This window comes from Yinghuangia seranimata (genome assembly GCF_029953285.1).
Lineage (GTDB): Bacteria > Actinomycetota > Actinomycetes > Streptomycetales > Streptomycetaceae > Yinghuangia > Yinghuangia seranimata.
On sequence record NZ_JASAOI010000002.1, the window covers coordinates 221,908 to 237,779 of the forward strand.

General features: G+C 72.7%; 17 protein-coding genes. 9 read left to right on the top strand and 8 right to left on the bottom strand.

The genetic code is table 11. The annotated features are described in order from the left end of the window. Window position 1: 1 nt before the first annotated feature. The 4 genes from QI554_RS01220 to QI554_RS01235 all read right to left on the bottom strand — a co-directional run bounded on the left by QI554_RS01220 (window position 2) and on the right by QI554_RS01235 (window position 3,807). Entirely contained in the window at window positions 2-1,474 is a 1,473-nt protein-coding gene (locus QI554_RS01220) for a class I adenylate-forming enzyme family protein (RefSeq protein ID WP_281464796.1), read from the bottom strand. Beyond that, window positions 1,474-2,214 carry a glycosyltransferase family A protein gene (locus QI554_RS01225; protein ID WP_281464797.1) on the bottom strand — a complete coding sequence of 247 codons (741 nt, stop codon included), beginning with the start codon at window positions 2,212-2,214 and terminating at the stop codon, window positions 1,474-1,476. Before QI554_RS01225 ends, QI554_RS01220 begins: the two co-directional genes overlap by 1 nt. After that, complete coding sequence (locus tag QI554_RS01230; protein WP_281464799.1) at window positions 2,211-3,239, bottom strand: 3-oxoacyl-ACP synthase III family protein; 1,029 nt, start codon at window positions 3,237-3,239, stop codon at window positions 2,211-2,213. The genes QI554_RS01225 and QI554_RS01230 overlap by 4 nt, the downstream gene beginning before the upstream one ends. 142 nt (window positions 3,240-3,381) lie before the next feature. Further along, window positions 3,382-3,807, bottom strand: coding sequence for a PadR family transcriptional regulator (locus tag QI554_RS01235; RefSeq protein WP_281464801.1), 426 nt, complete (start codon window positions 3,805-3,807; stop codon window positions 3,382-3,384). Between the two features lie 194 nt (window positions 3,808-4,001). On the opposite strand from QI554_RS01235, the gene QI554_RS01240 reads away from it, so the two are divergent. Continuing rightward, entirely contained in the window at window positions 4,002-4,958 is a 957-nt protein-coding gene (locus QI554_RS01240; RefSeq protein WP_281464803.1) for a universal stress protein, read from the top strand. Window positions 4,959-5,089: 131 nt separating this feature from the next. Beyond that, the gene (locus QI554_RS01245) at window positions 5,090-6,013 is read left to right on the top strand and encodes a universal stress protein (protein ID WP_281464805.1); all 924 of its coding nucleotides are present in this window, start codon (window positions 5,090-5,092) and stop codon (window positions 6,011-6,013) included. Between the two features lie 20 nt (window positions 6,014-6,033). Here the strand turns inward: QI554_RS01245 and QI554_RS01250 are convergent, their stop codons facing one another. Together QI554_RS01250 and QI554_RS01255 are read right to left on the bottom strand one after the other, a co-directional pair. Beyond that, window positions 6,034-6,687, bottom strand: a complete 654-nt coding sequence (locus tag QI554_RS01250) for a DUF4389 domain-containing protein (RefSeq protein ID WP_281464807.1) — start codon at window positions 6,685-6,687, stop codon at window positions 6,034-6,036. A gap of 221 nt (window positions 6,688-6,908) precedes the next feature. Then, window positions 6,909-7,781, bottom strand: a complete 873-nt coding sequence (locus tag QI554_RS01255; RefSeq protein ID WP_281464809.1) for a universal stress protein — start codon at window positions 7,779-7,781, stop codon at window positions 6,909-6,911. A 72-nt stretch (window positions 7,782-7,853) separates the two neighbouring features. Here QI554_RS01255 and QI554_RS01260 point away from each other — a divergent pair, with 72 nt between their 5' ends. The 6 genes from QI554_RS01260 to QI554_RS01285 all read left to right on the top strand — a co-directional run bounded on the left by QI554_RS01260 (window position 7,854) and on the right by QI554_RS01285 (window position 13,628). Continuing rightward, window positions 7,854-8,360 carry a DUF6328 family protein gene (locus QI554_RS01260; protein WP_281464811.1) on the top strand — a complete coding sequence of 169 codons (507 nt, stop codon included), beginning with the start codon at window positions 7,854-7,856 and terminating at the stop codon, window positions 8,358-8,360. Window positions 8,361-8,677: 317 nt separating this feature from the next. Next, the gene (gene ctaD / locus QI554_RS01265) at window positions 8,678-10,369 is read left to right on the top strand and encodes an aa3-type cytochrome oxidase subunit I (protein ID WP_485131013.1); all 1,692 of its coding nucleotides are present in this window, start codon (window positions 8,678-8,680) and stop codon (window positions 10,367-10,369) included. Beyond that, a complete protein-coding gene (locus QI554_RS01270; protein ID WP_281464815.1) occupies window positions 10,366-10,722 on the top strand; it encodes a hypothetical protein in 357 nt (118 codons plus the stop codon). The genes ctaD and QI554_RS01270 overlap by 4 nt, the downstream gene beginning before the upstream one ends. Before the next feature lie 67 nt (window positions 10,723-10,789). Next, window positions 10,790-11,740, top strand: a complete 951-nt coding sequence (locus QI554_RS01275) for a nitroreductase family protein (protein ID WP_281464817.1) — start codon at window positions 10,790-10,792, stop codon at window positions 11,738-11,740. A gap of 83 nt (window positions 11,741-11,823) precedes the next feature. After that, complete coding sequence (locus QI554_RS01280; RefSeq protein WP_281464819.1) at window positions 11,824-13,041, top strand: hypothetical protein; 1,218 nt, start codon at window positions 11,824-11,826, stop codon at window positions 13,039-13,041. Window positions 13,042-13,055: 14 nt separating this feature from the next. Beyond that, complete coding sequence (locus tag QI554_RS01285; protein ID WP_281464821.1) at window positions 13,056-13,628, top strand: hypothetical protein; 573 nt, start codon at window positions 13,056-13,058, stop codon at window positions 13,626-13,628. 163 nt (window positions 13,629-13,791) lie between these two features. On the opposite strand, the gene QI554_RS01290 is transcribed toward QI554_RS01285, so the two are convergent. Both QI554_RS01290 and QI554_RS43345 read right to left on the bottom strand, forming a co-directional pair. Further along, complete coding sequence (locus QI554_RS01290) at window positions 13,792-14,919, bottom strand: alpha/beta hydrolase (RefSeq protein ID WP_343230741.1); 1,128 nt, start codon at window positions 14,917-14,919, stop codon at window positions 13,792-13,794. 135 nt (window positions 14,920-15,054) lie between these two features. Beyond that, the gene (locus tag QI554_RS43345; RefSeq protein ID WP_343230742.1) at window positions 15,055-15,327 is read right to left on the bottom strand and encodes a response regulator transcription factor; all 273 of its coding nucleotides are present in this window, start codon (window positions 15,325-15,327) and stop codon (window positions 15,055-15,057) included. Between QI554_RS43345 and QI554_RS43350 the strand changes: the two genes are divergently transcribed. Further along, window positions 15,283-15,843 carry a hypothetical protein gene (locus QI554_RS43350; RefSeq protein WP_343230743.1) on the top strand — a complete coding sequence of 187 codons (561 nt, stop codon included), beginning with the start codon at window positions 15,283-15,285 and terminating at the stop codon, window positions 15,841-15,843. The genes QI554_RS43345 and QI554_RS43350 overlap by 45 nt on opposite strands. Window positions 15,844-15,872 lie beyond the last annotated feature (29 nt).

The window sequence follows — 15,872 nt, forward strand, 5'->3', positions numbered from 1 at the left end:
CTCAACTCCCCTCCGCGAGCCGCTGGGCGGCGAGGCGTGCCGTCGCGGCGCGGTCGGGCTTGCGCGAGCGGCCCGACAGTGGGACGTCGGCCAGCACCACCGCGTCCGGACGGGCGGATCCCATGCGTGCGAGCGGCCCGGCGAGCGCGGCCCGTACGTCGCGGCCGTGGGCGGCCCGGGTCGGCTGGACGACGGCCACGAGGCGTTCGTCGCCGTCGGCCGCCGGAACGCCGACCAGCAGGGCCAGTTCGACGCCCGGCACGTGCAGACCCGGCTCGTACAGTCCGGGGTAGATGTTCTCCGCCCGCCGCAGCACCATGTCCTTGCAGCGCCCTTCGAGGACGATCCGGCCGCCGTCGAGGCGCGCCCGGTCGCCGGTGGCGATCCACGGTTCTGACGCCTCGCCGAGGTAGCGGTCGCGGGCGGCCGGGCCGGACAGCAGGAGCTGGCCGGACGCGTCGGTCTTGGCCTCCACCCCGGGCAGGGGAACGCCGACCAGGTCGCCGTCCGCGGTGAACGCGGCCTTGTCCGCCTGTTCGACCGCGGCGGCGGGGAACAGCTCGGTCAACGCGTAGACGCCCCAGGCCTCGTCGGCTCCTGCCCGCTTGACGCGCGTGAGCAGGTCCGCGCTCGCCGGGGCCGACCCCGTCCACACCCGTCCCGTGAACCGGGCGCCCTCGGCCAACGCCGAGCGGAGCTGAGGTGGCGTCAGATAGGTGGCCTGCGGGCCGAGTCGGCGCAGCTGACGGGCCAGCACGCGTGCGGATCGGGCGGGCAGCGCGACCGGCGCGCCCGCGGCGAGCGACGGCAGGAGGACGAAGAACGTGCCGCCGAGGACGGGCCGCCCCGCCTCGGGCCGGACCATCCCGGCCACCGTGGCCATGCCCGCGGCCAGCGAGGACCGCGTGTGGACCACCGCGCGGGGCCGCGTGGTGGTGCCCGAGGTGAACACGACGACCGCGTCGCCGTCTTCGTCCGCCGGCGGCGGCACGAACGCCGTCCGGACGTCCGCGTCGACGGCGGGGGCGCAGCCCGGCAGCCGGCGTCCGATCGTGGCGACCGGCCCCAGCTCCGCGAGGTCCGGCAGCGCCAGCCGGGCCCGGCGGGCGAGGGGACGCGCCCACCCGGCGACGGCCTGGGCGGCCGCGTCGGCGAGGACGAGGTCCGGAGGGGCCGCCGTGAGCCGTGCGCGCAGCACGTCCGGGCCCGCGCCGGGGTCGAGCACGGCGGCCCGCGCCCCGATCCGGTACAGCGCGAGCATGACCGCCAGCGCGCGAGGGCCGGGCCGCACCGCGACGCCGACGGTGCCGCCGCGCCGTACGCCCCGCGCGTGCAGGGCGGCGGCGTAGTGGTCGGCCAGGTCCGCGAGATCCCCGCAGGTGGCCTTTGTTCGTACGGCGCCGGTCCGGGTGGTGCCGAGGACCGCGGGCCGGTCGGCGCCGGCGCGCAGGTCGTGGGCGAGTCGGTCGAGCATCAGCGAGGGTCCTCCCCGTGGCGGCCGGGCCCCTTGTCCAGGTACCAGCGGGCGGTGCCGACGAGCCCGTAGGCGCGCAGCCGCCGGGTGGAGTTCTCCACGACCATGCCGCGGGCGTGGACGACCGCGGTGGTGTGGCGGCGCACCTGGTTCAGGAACAGCCGGTCGGTGGGGGAGGGGCGGCGCGGCATCCCGCCGACCGCCTCGTACAGCGAGGCGGTGATCGCCATGTTGTTGCCCGCGTGCATGCGGTACGGGCTGAGGTAGCCGTGCCGGCGCCGGTGGGCGGGGCGGACCCGTCCGAACAACGCGGCGACGCGCACCAGCGAGCGGAACGCCGCGCGCCCGAGCGGTCCGTGCTCGTCGCGGCGGGCGTCGATCCGCCCGCACGCCAGGCCCGCCCCGCGCAGCAGGGCGTCGCGTGCCGCGGCCGTCCAGCCGGGATGCGGCAGGCAGTCCGCGTCGGTACGGGCCAGCAGGGTCGCGCCGTTGGCGATCGCGTACCGGAAACCGGTGTCGACCGCGCAGCCGACGCCCTTGGCGGGCTCGTCGAGGACGTGCACGGGGAACGGCGCGCAGCGGGCGAAGTCCCGTGCGAGCTCGGCGGTTCCGTCGGTCGAGGCGTTGTCGACCACCACGAGTGTGAAGTCGCGGTCGCGCTGGGCCGCGAGAGCCTCCAACGTCGCGCCGATACGCCGGACTTCCTGGTACGCGGGCACCACCACCCACAGCCCGCTCACGCCTTCTCCCACACCATCGTCATGATGCTGACGCCGCCGCCCAGGCCCACGAACAGGACCCGGTCGCCCGCGCACAGCCCCCCGTGGACCCGGTCGAGCTGGACGCCCAGCGACGCGCTCGCCGTGTTGCCCAGCTCCGGGACGGTGACGACGAGCCGGTCGCGCGGGACGCCGGTCAGCTCCACGAACCGGTCCAGGTACGGGCCGGTGACCTGGTGCACCAGGATGTGCCGGAAGTCGTCCCACTCCATCCCGGTGCGGACCCGCACCCGGTCCAGCACCGACGTGCCGATCTTCTCGAACACTTCGCGCAGTTCGCTGCCGCTGCCGTGGAAGTACGTGTGCTCGTCCCCGCGCGGATAGCGCGAACCGCCGCCGAAGATGCCGCCGACCGACCAGTGCTCCGAGTGCGTCTCGGTGTCGACGTCCAAAATCCCGCCGCGCTGCACCGCTTCCAGCACGACCGCGGCTCCCGCGTCGCCGAAGGTGTAGCCCGCGAACCCGTCGCGCAGCTGCTCGGGCGTGGAAGGGGCGTGCCGCACGGCCCGGTTCGGGGTCTCGCCCGTGACGACGAGAACCCGGTGCGCCCGGCCGGCCAGGATCATCGCGCGGGCCACGTCGATGCCGTTGACGAAGCTGTTGCACGCGTTCGTGACATCCAAGGCATGTGCCCGGGAGCCGAGTTCGTCCTGGACGATGTGGGCCGTCGCCGGTTCGGCGATGTCACGCGTGGCGGACGCGTACACCAACAGGTCGACGTCGCCGGGCACGAGCCCGGCCCGCTCGAGTGCGGTGCGCGCCGCGCGGACCGCGAGCGTCGACGCGTACTCGTCGTCCGCGGCGACCCGACGCGAGCCGATGCCCGTGACACGCTCAAGCATCCGCGCCGGCAACGCGAGCCCGCAGGCCTGGGTTATCTGTTCCTGCAACTGCGCGGAACTCACCGCGCGCTCCGGTAGGGCGGAGGCCACCGCCGTAATCCCCGCCCGCGGCACCGAGCCGCGAACAGCATGGTCTGTGTGCATGCCAGGACGCTACGAGCGCGCCGGGCAGGCCAGCGTGAGCATGGGTACTCAACCGCCGTGGGTACGCGGCAACCTCAGGACGTAGGGATCATGACGGGTGCCGATGGCGTCCAGTACACGGCTGCGCGACCAGGCAGGAGGATTACGGGGCTGTCCCTCGCCTGACGGCCGGAGACGGCGGCTGCCGGGTATGCGGCTGTCCGACCCGGCGTCGACGGCCGTCGCCGGGCTCCTGTGGGTCCCGCGCGGCAACCGCTGAGGCCAGCGCCATGCGGCCGCGCGGGGTGATCCGGTAGAGCCGGCGCCGCGGTCGGCCTTGCGGTGGGCCGGTCTCCCACGCGCCGGCCACCAGCCCGACGGCTTCGAGCCGGCGCAGCAACGGATACACCGTGCCGTGCGGCCGCCCGGTGGCGGCGCTCAGCGCGAGCCCGTAGGTCTCGTTGACGGCCGCGCACGAGGCCAGGACCTCCAACGAGACCCGGCTGAGCCGGTGGTTGGGCGTACGGGTCTCCCCAGGACTGTCCGTCGGGCGCGGTTCGGCTCGACCCTCATTCTGTGCATCCCCCATGACCCCACCGTAGCCAACCGATTGCGGCGCGTTCCTGTCCTTTTGGCGATTTGTTCTTGAGGCCGCCCCAGAAGGGCGTTCGCACGCGCCTCGGGCCGAACGGCCCTGGTTCGGCCGGCCGGTGGGGGAGGAGCGTCGGAACGCAGGCGGCCGCGCGGTGTGGTCGTGCCGGAGTGCGGGACAGGGGTGCCGTCATGCCGACCGGATCAGCGGGACGCCGCGCGGTGGCCGTCGGGGTGGAACGCACCAAGGCCGGTCGGCTCGCCGTGCTCTGGGCGGCCGACGAGGCGGCACGGCGCGGCGTCCCGCTGCGCCTGGTCCGCGCGCTGGGGACGCCCGCCGTCGTACCCCGGGCCCGGTCGGCGTACGCGAAGGCGGAACACCTGCACGCCGCCGCGGCGTTGGCCTCGACGTACCGCGATCCCGACCTGATCCCACGGGCACACGGCTGGGGCGACGAGTACCGCGAGGCCGCGGCGGCGGCGTTGGAGGACGCTCGGGCGCTGGCCGTCGGGCGGCAACCCCGCCTGGATGTGGCCGGCACGCTCGAGGACGGTGAGCCGGTCGCGGTGCTGCGGGCGGCCGCGGAGGACGCCGCGCTCCTGGTGCTCGGCTCACGGCGGCTGTCCTCGGCGGCCGAACTGTCCGCGACCGGGGGGATCGCCGTGCCGGTGCTCGAGCGCGCCCGGTGCCCCGTGGCGATCGTGCGCGGCGAGGAACACCACGCCGACACAGGGGCGTTCCTCGTGGTCGCCGTCGACGGGACGCCGCTGTCCGGGCCCGCCGTCCGCTATGCGTTCGAAACAGCCGCCGCACGCGGCGTGCTCCTGGAGGCGGTTCACGTCACCCAGACCTCCGGACACACCGCACGGGAGGACGCCGCTGCCCGGTTTCGGCTGGCCGAGGCGCTGGAGGAGCGCCTCGCCGCCCATCCGGACGTGGTGGTCCGCCCGCGGGTCGTACACGGACCCGCGGTGCACGCCCTGGTCGCCGCCTCGCGGCGCGCCCTGGCGCTGGTGGTCGGCTCACGTGGGATGGGCGGCGTCGAGGGAATGGTCCGCGGATCCGTCAGCCACGGTCTGATCCACCACGTGACCTGCCCGCTCGTCGTGGTCCCCGGCGGCCCGCCGGGGAGCCGTGCCGTCCGCTGACGGCGCTGCGGGCGGCCGACGGCCAAGGGGCACGCCCGGCAGGGCCGAACGGCTCTGACCGGCACATCAGTGAACGCATGAGGATGACAGGGCTGGAAGATCAATCCCTCCCACAGACCGAGGATTTCACCATGCCCGCTGAAGGTGTCCGCGAGCCGCGCGGTCATGTGCTCGTCGCCGTCGACGGTTCGCAGGCCTCCGACAACGCGGTCGACTGGGCCGCCGACGAGGCCGTGCTGCGCGGCTCCACGTTGGAGGTGCTGCACGCGTGGGAGTGGAACTTCTATGAGGGCGGCGACTGGTACGACGGCGACCCGGACGGGGAGGCCGCCGAGACCGTCCGGACCGCCGCCGAACGGGCGCGCCACCGCAGGCCGGGGCTGACCGTCACCACCACCGTCGAGCCGGGGGTGCCCGAAGACGTCCTGGCGAAGGCGTCCGAGCGCGCAGGTCTCCTGGTGCTCGGCAGCCGCGGCCGAGGAGGCTTCGCCGGGCTGCTGCTCGGTTCGGTCAGCCGTGCCGTGGCTGCGGCGGGGCGCGGTCCCGTGCTGGTCGTGCGTTCCGGTATCGAGGGCAGCGGCCAACCACCCTACGACGCCGACTACTTCCGCATCGCCACCCGGCCGGTGGTCGTCGGGGTCTCCGACGAGTCGTGCCTGCCGGCCGTCGAGGCCGCGTTCGCGGAGGCGTCGGGACGCAAGCAGTCCCTTCGGGCGGTGCACGCCTGGTCGTTCCCCGACCTGGCCGCGCACGGCGCCACTCCGGCGGGGGCCGGGGCGACGGCGGAGGCCGTCCGCATCTGCCGGCGGAACGGCGAGATCGTGCTGGCCGAGACGCTCAACGCCGTCCGCGACCGCTACAAGGACGTCGACGTCCACGAGGAGGTCGTCAACCGCCGCCACGCCCAGGCGATGGTCGAGGCGTCGGACGGCGCCTCACTCGTCGTCATCGCGACCCGTCACCGCACCGGCTTCGCGGACCGCCACCTCGGACCGGTCACGCACGCGCTGCTGCACCACGCCCACGCGCCCGTTCTGCTGGTCCCGGTCGCCTGAGAGCTGTGGCCGCGTAGGCGTCAGATCAGGGGCTCGGAGCCGCCCTGGTCGAGGCGGAAGGGCGGGTAGACGTCGGTCATCAGGGCCGCGTACGCCACGACGCGGATGACCCAGCGGTTGAGGCCCATGGCGAAGTCGAACAGGCCCTTGGGATAGCGGGTGGTGAACAGCAGCGCGACGCCGGCGATCAGCACCAGCATCGCGAGGAGCCCGGGCCCCTCCCAGAAGCCGGACGTGAACGCGACGATGATGATGTAGTGCGGGATCGCGAGCACCCACCACTTGACCAGGACCAGGCCGCGGGACAGCTGCCCGGGCTCGGCGACGTCGAGCTGCGCCGGGTAGTCCGGTTCCTCCTGCAGGCTGAACGGCGGGTACCGGTCGGTCCCCAGCGCGTTGTAGCCGTAGTAGGACACCCGCCAACTCCACCGCAGGACGCCGAGGTTGTACTCGAACAGCGCCTGTGGATAGCGCTCGGTGAACAGGATCGCGAAGAACGCGACGATCGTGGCGAGCACGAAGCCGATCCACAGGAACACGAGCACGATGAAGTGCGGGATGAGCAGCAGCCACTTGACCAGCCACAACCAGCGCGACAGGCCGGGTTCGAGCCGGCCTTCCAGGCGGACGGGACGGGTGGTCGGGAGCGGGGGCGGGACGGCGGTGGTGTCCATGAGCACCTCCTGCGAGGGACCGCGCAGCGGGGAGCCCGGAGCGGGACGGTTCACCTGCTCGGGCCAGGGCGCTTGTCTTCAGTGTCCGTCCACACGGGCCCGCCCGCCAGGGCAGCTCGGCCCGGACGGGTGGAGCCGACGCCTCACGCGCGGGCTGGGCGGTTTCCGCGGCATGCTCCTCGGCTCGGTGGGCCATGGCCTCGCACCGGGCCGCGTGCCGCTCAGACCACCGGCACGACGAGCAGGGGGCAGCGGGTCCGGTGCAGCAGCGCGTGCATGACCGGGCCGATGTGCGCGCCCGGCCCCGGCGGCCGCTGGCGGGCCCCGACGACCAGCAGGCCGGCGGCCCCCGAGGCCTCGACCAGCGCGCGGCCCGGGGCGTCCCGCACGACGCTCTCGCGTACGCGCACACCGGGCTCCTTGCCGCGCAGCGGCTCCAGCACCTCGGCCAGGCGCGCGCGGGCCCTGACGCGCTCGGCCGACACCGCGCCGCGCGCCGCCGCGGAGAAGCCGACCGACCGCACCGGAACCGACCACGCGTGCAACGCGGTCAACCGTGTGCCGCGCAAGGCCGCCTGACGCAGCGCCGCCTCCACCGCGGGGCGGCAGGCCGGGCCGGACACACCCACCAGCACCGGCCTCGGCGGCGCGGACGCGGCGGGCAGGCCGGGCGGCACGATCAGCACCGGGCAGCGCGACCGGGCCACGTGCGACGCCCCGACGGACCGGAGCACCGCGCCCGCCAGCGCCCCCAGCCCCCGGCTGCCCACCACGACCAAGGCGGCGGTGTCGGACGCGCCCAGCAGCGCATCGTCCGGCGCGGAGTGGACGACGGTGGTCTCGACGTCCAGCCAGGGCGCCAGCCGCCGGGCGGCCTCCGCCGCCCGGTCGACCAGCGTGTGCGCGTCGGTGTACGCGGCCGGACCCGAACGGTCGCGGTAGCGCGCCGGATCGACCGCGTGCACGATCTCCAACGGGAGCGCGGCACGCGCGGCCTCCTCCGCGGCCACGGTGACGGCCTCGGCGGCCGCGGGCGAGTCGTCCACGCCGACCACGACATGGCCGGACAGCCGACGGATCTGACGCTCCATCATGCTCATCTCCTTCGCGGCGGCACGGCGGCAGTTCGTGCCGGGGCCGGTGTCGTGCGTGACGTGCGGTGCGGGATGACCCCGTCCGACGTCGAGGCGGACGGGGGCGGCATGGCGCAGGAGACCGGGGAGTCGCCCGAGCAGCACGCGGAACGGCGCTGGCTCGAACCGCTCCAGGAAGTGCGGGTCGTGCAGACCGGGTCGCAGGTGCTGTTCGGTTTCCTGCCGGCGGTCGCGTTCACCCCGGCCTTCGACCGGCTGGGCGGGTTCGACAAGGGTGCGTACACCGTGGCGGTGGTACTGGGCGCCGCCTCGATCAGCGCGCTGGTCGCGGTGGTGGCGTTCCACCTCGCTCTGCGCGGTATGGCCCTGAAGGTGGAACTGGTGCGTGTGACCTCGTGGCTGGTCTCGCTCGGCGTGACGATGATGGCGGGCACGATGGTCTGCTCGGTTCTCCTGCTGCTCCGGGTGGCGACGGGCGACGTGGCCGCCGCGTGGATCACCGCGGCGATGGTGCTGTGGTTCCTTGCCTGTTGGCTCGTGCTTCCGGTGGTCCTGCGCCGACGCGCGCGTACGCGCTGAAACCCCGCCGCCGGGTGCGGAGGGACTGCTTCGTCCCTCGTCCCCGACTCCCAGGCTCCACCTCTCCGCCGCACCCGGGCAGGGGAGGGCGGCCCGCCTCGCGGGGCCGAACGGCCTGCCCGGCGGCATCCGCCGACGTCCGTGTCGCACCGGGGGTCCCGGTCCGAGGGGCCCGGGTCCCCGGGTCGTTCGGCCCTATCGACCCCCCACCCCCTCACGCGGATCATGGCGCGGCGGCTGGGAGGGGCATCCCTCATGCGATCAGGTGCTCTTCCCGGCCGCCGTGTTCGTCCATGCGCGAGGAAGGTTGGGCATCAGTGGACAGGGTGGCAACGGCGGAGGCGGCGCCCCGGGAGGACGCGCCGCACGGGCCCGGCGGTGTCGAAGCGGCCGTCCCCGTACGGCGGACGACCGTGGTGCAGTGGCTGACGACGACCGACCACAAGCAGATCGGCACGCTGTACCTGGTGTCCGCGCTGGTGTTCTTCTGCGTCGGCGGCGTGCTGGCGCTGGCGATGCGCGCCGAACTGGCCCGGCCGGGCACACAGATCATGTCGAACGAGCAGTTCAACCAGGCGTTCACGATGCACGGCTCGATCATGCTGCTGCTGTTCGCGATGCCGCTGTTCACCGGATTCGCCAACTGGCTGATGCCGCTTCAGATCGGCGCCCCCGACGTGGCGTTCCCGCGGCTGAACATGCTGGCGTTCTGGCTGTTCCTGTTCGGCTCGCTGATCGCCGCGGCCGGGTTCCTGACCCCGGACGGCGCCGCGGACTTCGGCTGGTTCGCGTACGCGCCGCTGTCGGACGCGGTCCACTCCCCGGGCGTCGGCGCCGACATGTGGATCATGGGTGTGGCGCTGTCCGGCTTCGGGTCGATCCTCGGCGCCGTGAACTTCATCGTCACGATCCTGTGCCTGCGCGCCCCGGGCATGACCATGATGCGGATGCCGATCTTCACCTGGAACGTGCTGCTCACCGCGGTCCTGGTGCTCATGGTCTTCCCGGTGTTCGCCGCCGCGCTGCTCGCCCTGGAGATGGACCGCAAGTTCGGCTCGCACATCTTCGACCCCGCCACCGGCGGCGCGATCCTCTGGCAGCACCTGTTCTGGTTCTTCGGGCACCCCGAGGTGTACATCCTCGCGCTGCCGTTCTTCGGGATCATCTCCGAGGTCGTCCCGGTCTTCGCCCGCAAGCCGATCTTCGGCTACAAGGGCCTGATCGGCGCGACGATCGCCATCGCCGGCCTGTCGCTGACGGTCTGGGCGCACCACATGTACGCCACCGGCTCGGTGATGTTGCCGTTCTTCTCGTTCATGACGTTCCTGATCGCCATACCCACCGGGGTCAAGTTCTTCAACTGGATCGGCACGATGTGGCAGGGGTCCCTGTCGTTCGAGACCCCGATGCTGTGGTCGGTCGGCTTCCTGGTCACGTTCGTCTTCGGCGGTCTGACCGGCGTCATCCTCGCCTCGCCGCCGCTCGACTTCCACGTGTCCGACTCGTACTTCGTCGTCGCGCACTTCCACTACACGCTGTTCGGCACGGTGGTGTACGCGATGATGGCCGGATTCCACTTCTGGTGGCCGAAGTTCACCGGCAAGATGCTCGACGAGCGGCTCGGGAAGATCAGCTTCTGGACGCTGACCGTCGGCTTCCAGATGACGTTCCTCGTCCAGCACTGGCTGGGTGCGCAGGGGATGCCGCGCCGCTACGCGGACTATCTGGCCTCCGACGGCTTCACCGCGCTCAACATGGTGTCGTCCATCGGGTCGTTCCTGCTCGGCATCTCGTTCCTGCCGTTCTTCTACAACGTCTGGAAGACGCACAAGTACGGCACGAAGATCCCCGTCGACGACCCTTGGGGCTACGGCCGCTCGCTCGAGTGGGCGACCTCCTGCCCACCGCCGCGGCACAACTTCACGTCGATCCCGCGCATCCGCAGCGAGTCCCCGGCCTTCGACCTGCATCACCCGCACGCCGCCGAACTCGAAGGGGCCGTGCGGTGACGTACCCGGTCCTCGCCCTCACCGTCGGCGCCGTGACCGCGGCCGGCTACGTCTGGTACGTGCCGGCAGTCATCGACCTGCGCGCCGGCCTCGACCGGCCGACCTCGCACCGTCGCCGGGCGGCCGCGACCCTCACCGGCTGGAGCACCGGCGGACTGGTCGCGGTCCTGCTCCTCACCGTCGACTCGTGGCGGGCGGCCGCGGCCGCGGCCGTGCTCGGTCTCGCGGCCACCACGGTCATCGCGGTGTACGCCGGCGCGGCAGGCGGTCGCGAGCGGCACGAGTCCGCGGAGCAGCGAGCCGCACTCCGCCTGCCCGAAACCCCGCGTACCACACGCCCCTTCCACGGCTGAACCCTCGATTCCCCAGCCTGCCCCGGGCCACACGCGTCCGGGGCTCCGCACCTGACGGGAGACCCTCATGAACCCGCCGAACCTCACGCCGCAGCAGCGTGAACGCATCCTGCGCGCGGCCACCTCAGCGCCGTCGAAGCACAACACCCAGCCGTGGTGGTTCCGTTGGGACGGCGACGATCTGGAGGTGCACGCCGACGTCGCGCGGGCGCTGCCGTTCGGCGACCCGGAGATGCGTGAAGTCCACATCGCGTGCGGGGCCGCGGCGTTCGCGGCCCGGTTGGGCTACGCCTCGCTCGGCACAGGCACCGACGTCGCCCTGCTGCCCGACGACGCGGACCCGCACCTGATGGTCCGCCTCAGCGTCACCGACGCCGTACCCGACGTGAGGTTCGAGACCCTGTACTGGAGCCTCCCGAGCCGCCGGACCACGCGGGCGCCCTTCCGCGGAACCCCGGTGCCGCCACAGGTCGTCGGCGAGCTGTGCGAGGCCGCCGCGGACGAGCAGGCGGCGCTGCGCCTGGTCGCCTCCGAGGCCGCGGACTACGGGCAACTGCTCGACCTCGTCCGGGAAGCAGCGGATCTGGAGGTGTGGCAGATGAGCCGGCGCGCCGTCGACGCGGCGACCCCGGCGACTTCTGCGGAGACGCCGTCGGCCGTGCCCGCGGAACCCGGGCAGACCGCGGCCGCCGCGGAACGGCCGCCCCTGATCGCCACCCTGGCGACGCCGACCGACACGCCGCGCGACTGGCTCGTCGCGGGGCTCGCGCTGCAGCGCGTCCTGGTGACCGGTGTCCGCTACGGAGCAACGGCGTCGTTCACCGCGCGGCCGTTCGTCCCCGCCCCGCCGAGCGTCGAGCTCCCCGCGGACGGCTCGGACGGCGGCGTCGTACAGGTGGTGTTGCGGTGCGGCGTCGGACGGGTCCTGCCGGCCACCCCGCGCCGCGACCTCGCCGACGTGCTCACGCCCAGCGGCTCCGGGGCAGGCCCGGCGGGGCGGTGTGCGACGAGTCGGTAACTGTCCGGTCGGATCGCCTTTTCGCAGGCGGTCACGGCGGGCACTCTGGTCCTCAAGGTCACCACCACGGGGGGCGAGGCGTCGTGCAGGAAGACCGGGCCACGCTGAGGATCATCGCGCTGGGTGTACCCGGGGCCGGCAAGACGACGTATCTGGCGGCGCTGCACCACGAGGTGAAGAGCGACCCGTTCCCCGGCGTGGCGGTCGCGCTGGCCCAGGTGGCGAAGGCCGCGGAACTGGATCGCATCCACCGGCAGGCGGCCGATCCGAGCCAGGGCTGGCCGGCGGCGACCCGAACCGGGGAAGGCTTACGGGAGTTCACGTTCCGCCTGGTCGTCGAGGCGTCCCGCGTCAGCTGGCGGAACCGGGTCGTCAGCAGCAGCCACCCGGTGCTGTCGGTGACCTACCTCGACTACGCGGGCGAATTCATCCCCGACGCCGACCTGTACGAGGAGGAGGCCGTCGAGTTCGACGAACGCCTGAGCGGCGCACACGCGTTGCTCGGCATCATCGACGGCCACCAACTCCTGATGTACATGCTGCGCTGCGGCCAGGACGAGGTTTTCCTGGCGAACCTGGCACGAATCGTGGGACGCCTCAAGGGCGTCGCCCAGCCGGTGCACTTCCTCGTCACCAAATGGGACCTGTTCGACGGGCACTTCACCTTCGCCGAGGTCCGCGAAGCACTGCTGGCGACCCCCGCCGAGACCGGGTTCGCGAGGTTCGTCGCGAACCGGAGCGGCCGGCGGAAGCTGTTCGGGCGGACGCTCCTCGGCCGCGTGCGCCTCATCCCGGTGAGCGGTTACGGCGGCGTCGCGTTCCTCGGCGGCGACATGACCGTCCAGCGCGATCCGGGCGGCCGCCGCACCCAGCAGAACGTGCTCGTCCCCTTGGCCGCGGCCGTCACCGACGTCGCCGACCACTTCATTCAGATCGCCACCGTGCCGCGCGACCCCCAGGAGATCGAGGCCGACCGGCAGGCGGCCGTCGAGTTCGGGAAGGCCGCGCAGTCCGCGACCGAGCTGAAGGTCGGGCCGTCCGGCGCGAACGTCGTCGTGTTCGCCATCCTCACCGCGGTGCTCGCGGTGCCGAAGCTCGGACGCCTGCTGATCGTCCCCGGAATGGCCCTGGGCCGGTCGGCGCGCCGCCATTACCGCCGGGTCAGGGCGCGGCGGCTCGCCGGAGTGCGTACCGTCGAGGGCGCCGCGTTCTACCTGGCCGGCGTTCTCGAGTCCGAGATGGACGCGTTCGACACCCGTTTCCCCGACTCGAAGTTGACCTACGAACCGCCCCGGCGGTGATCAGGAGGGCTCCGGTGGACGTCGCGGCCGTGTTCCTGCTCGCCCGCACCCGCACCGTGGGAGAACGGTTCGTCATCGATCCGGGAGGGGACGCCGAGCACGACCTGCGCCGGGCCGTGTCCCGAGGCGGAGGCCGGGAGTTCCCCGCCGACCCGCGCTACCGCGTCGTCTCCTACGGCCCGGACCGGCACGCCGTCTACCGGGAGTTCGAAGTGACCGCCGCGGAACTCGGCGTCCCCGGACCGGTTCTGGACGAGCACGGGCGCACGATCCTCGCGATCGAGGGCCTCGCGGTGACCGGCGACCCCTTCTCCTCGACCGCCGCCGAACTCGCCGCCGCGCACCAGCAGGTCATCGGTCGCTACGCCGAACTCTGGCGGACCGAAGCGGAGTCCCGGCCGCACCCGGCCCTGCCGCGGCCTCATCCGACCCCGCCGCCGCGGCCGACCACCCCTCCGCCGCGGCCTCCCGCGCCGAAGACCGCCCCCGAGCGCCGCGCCAGGCCCGTCTGGATCTGGATCGTCCCGCTGGGGCTCCTGCTCGCCGCGCTGCTGACCGTCATCGTCCTGCTGGCCACGCTCAGCTGACCACCGGAGCAAAGGATTCCGGGGAAGAGAACCTCGTCGCCGCCGGCTGCCGGTTCGCACCCGGCCACCGCATCCGTCTCCTGCGGCGCCCACCCTCGCTCCGACGCGAACAGCCCCGCCGCCCAGGACGGGCGGCGGGGCCGTGGTGCTCGCGGTCACCGTATTAGACGATGCCGAACGCCTGCTGGAGGCGCGGGATGTAGTCGATGAAGTCCTGGTTCCAGCACGTCGGGCTGTGGGCTCCGCCGCAGCCCTGCCACGCGGTGTCCTTGCCGTCGCCGTAGTTGACGTAGTGCGAGGGCACGCCGGCGGCGACCAGGGCGTCCTGGAAGTGGTTGTTCGCGCCGTTCAGCCACCATTCGAAGAACATGGGCATGTTGGTGGGCGGCGGCGGGACCGCGCCGCCGCCGCCGTTGCCCACGTAGAACGAGACTCCGATGCCGCGCAGCGCGGCCGCGTGCGCGCCGGGGTTGGCGTCGTTCCACAGGACGTCGGAGAAGGGGGGCTTGAGCGAGAACGGATACGGGGTGCCGTACAGGGCGTCGCTGTCCACCCCGGGGGTGTATCCGAGCGCGTCGCCGACCAGGGAGGCGACGGCGGCCTCGCGCAGGTCCATCGACATCCGCGACAGGTCCAGGTCGCCGGAGAACGACGCGACCTGGGAGAACAGTTCGGGGTGCCGCTCGGCGTAGCGGACCGCGCCGAAGCCGCCCATCGAGATCCCGGCGATCGCCCGGTGCTGCTTGTCGGCGACGGTGCGCAGGTTCGCGTCGATGAACGGGAGAACCTGGTTGATGTGGAAGTTCTCCCAGTTCTGGGCACCGGCCGGGGTGTTCTGCATGTACCAGTTGGAGTACCAGCCGCGCGGGCCGCCGTCCGGCATCACGAAGATCATCCCGGAGGAGCTGTCGACCTTCGAGTAGCCGTTGAAGTACGTGGCCGGGTCGGACCCGGGGCTGGAGCCGTTGAGCAGGTACAGCACGGGGTAGTGCTTGGTCGGATTGGTGTAGTAGTCCGACGGCAGCACGATCCTGATGTGGTGCCCGCCGTCGTCCATGGCCGTTCCGCGGACCTGGTCGGTGTCCACGGTGATCGTGAAGTCGTAGGCGGTCTGGGCCACACCGGTGTGCGCCGGCGTTTCGCGTGAGATGAGCCCGAACCCGCTGGCCATGACCGGATGACCCGCCGGCTCCGTGTCGGCCTGGGCCGCGGGGACTCCGACGAGCGCGGTCGCGATCGCGCCGATCGCCATGGCGATCGCGGCGGCGGACGCGGCGAGAGATCGTTTCACAGGTGAATTCCGTCCGGGAGATCGGGTGGTGATCCGTGGCGGACGCTATGCGGGCGCGGCACTGCCTGTCATGGAAGAAATTGACCTGCCGGTAACACGTCGGCGTCGGGCGTGCGCGGCGAACGTGACGCGCGGTCAACGCCGCTGCGGAACCAGGCCGTTCTCGTAGGCGACGGCCACCGCCTGGGCCCGGCTGTTCAGGCCGAGCTTGGTCATCGTCCGATAGAGGTGGGTCTTCACCGTCGCCTCGGTGACCGTGAGCTTCCCCGCGATGTCGGAGTTCGACATGCCCTGCCCCACGAGTTGCAGGACGTCCCGCTCGCGTGCGGTGAGGACTTCCAACTCCGCGTTCGGCGCCTCGGGTTGGGCGCTGACGCGGGTGTAGGCCTCGATCAGCCGCCGGGTCACGCTCGGGGCGAACGGCAGGTCGCCGGCCGAGACCGCTTCGATCGCGGCGAACAGCCGGTCGGCGGGAAGGCTCTTGAGGAGGAAGTCACCAAGCTCTCCCAGTCCGCCGCCGCGTCCCAACTGCGGGCCGCCGGGGTCACCTGGACGTCCAGCGGCAACTGCACCACCCGCTCGAACTCCTCGTGCACGTCGTTCGACCAGATCAACCAGGACACCGTCACCGGCCTCAAGACGCTCAAGAGCGCCAGCGGTTGCGCGATCACGGTCACCGGCGGCACCGAAGTCGGCCACGCCTCCGGCACCTACAGCCACTACAACGGCTACAAAGCCGACATCAACCCGAACTCCTGCATCAGCAGCTACATCACGCGCAACTTCACGCACATCGCGACCCGCAGCGACGGCGCCGCGCGCTACCGGTCCTCCGCCGGAAACGTCTACGCGCGCGAGTCCAACCACTGGGACATCGTCTACTGCGGCGGCAACGCGACCTGCACCGCCGCGGCCAGCCGCTGACCCCACCCGTCGTCCTCGGCGGGGCGCGA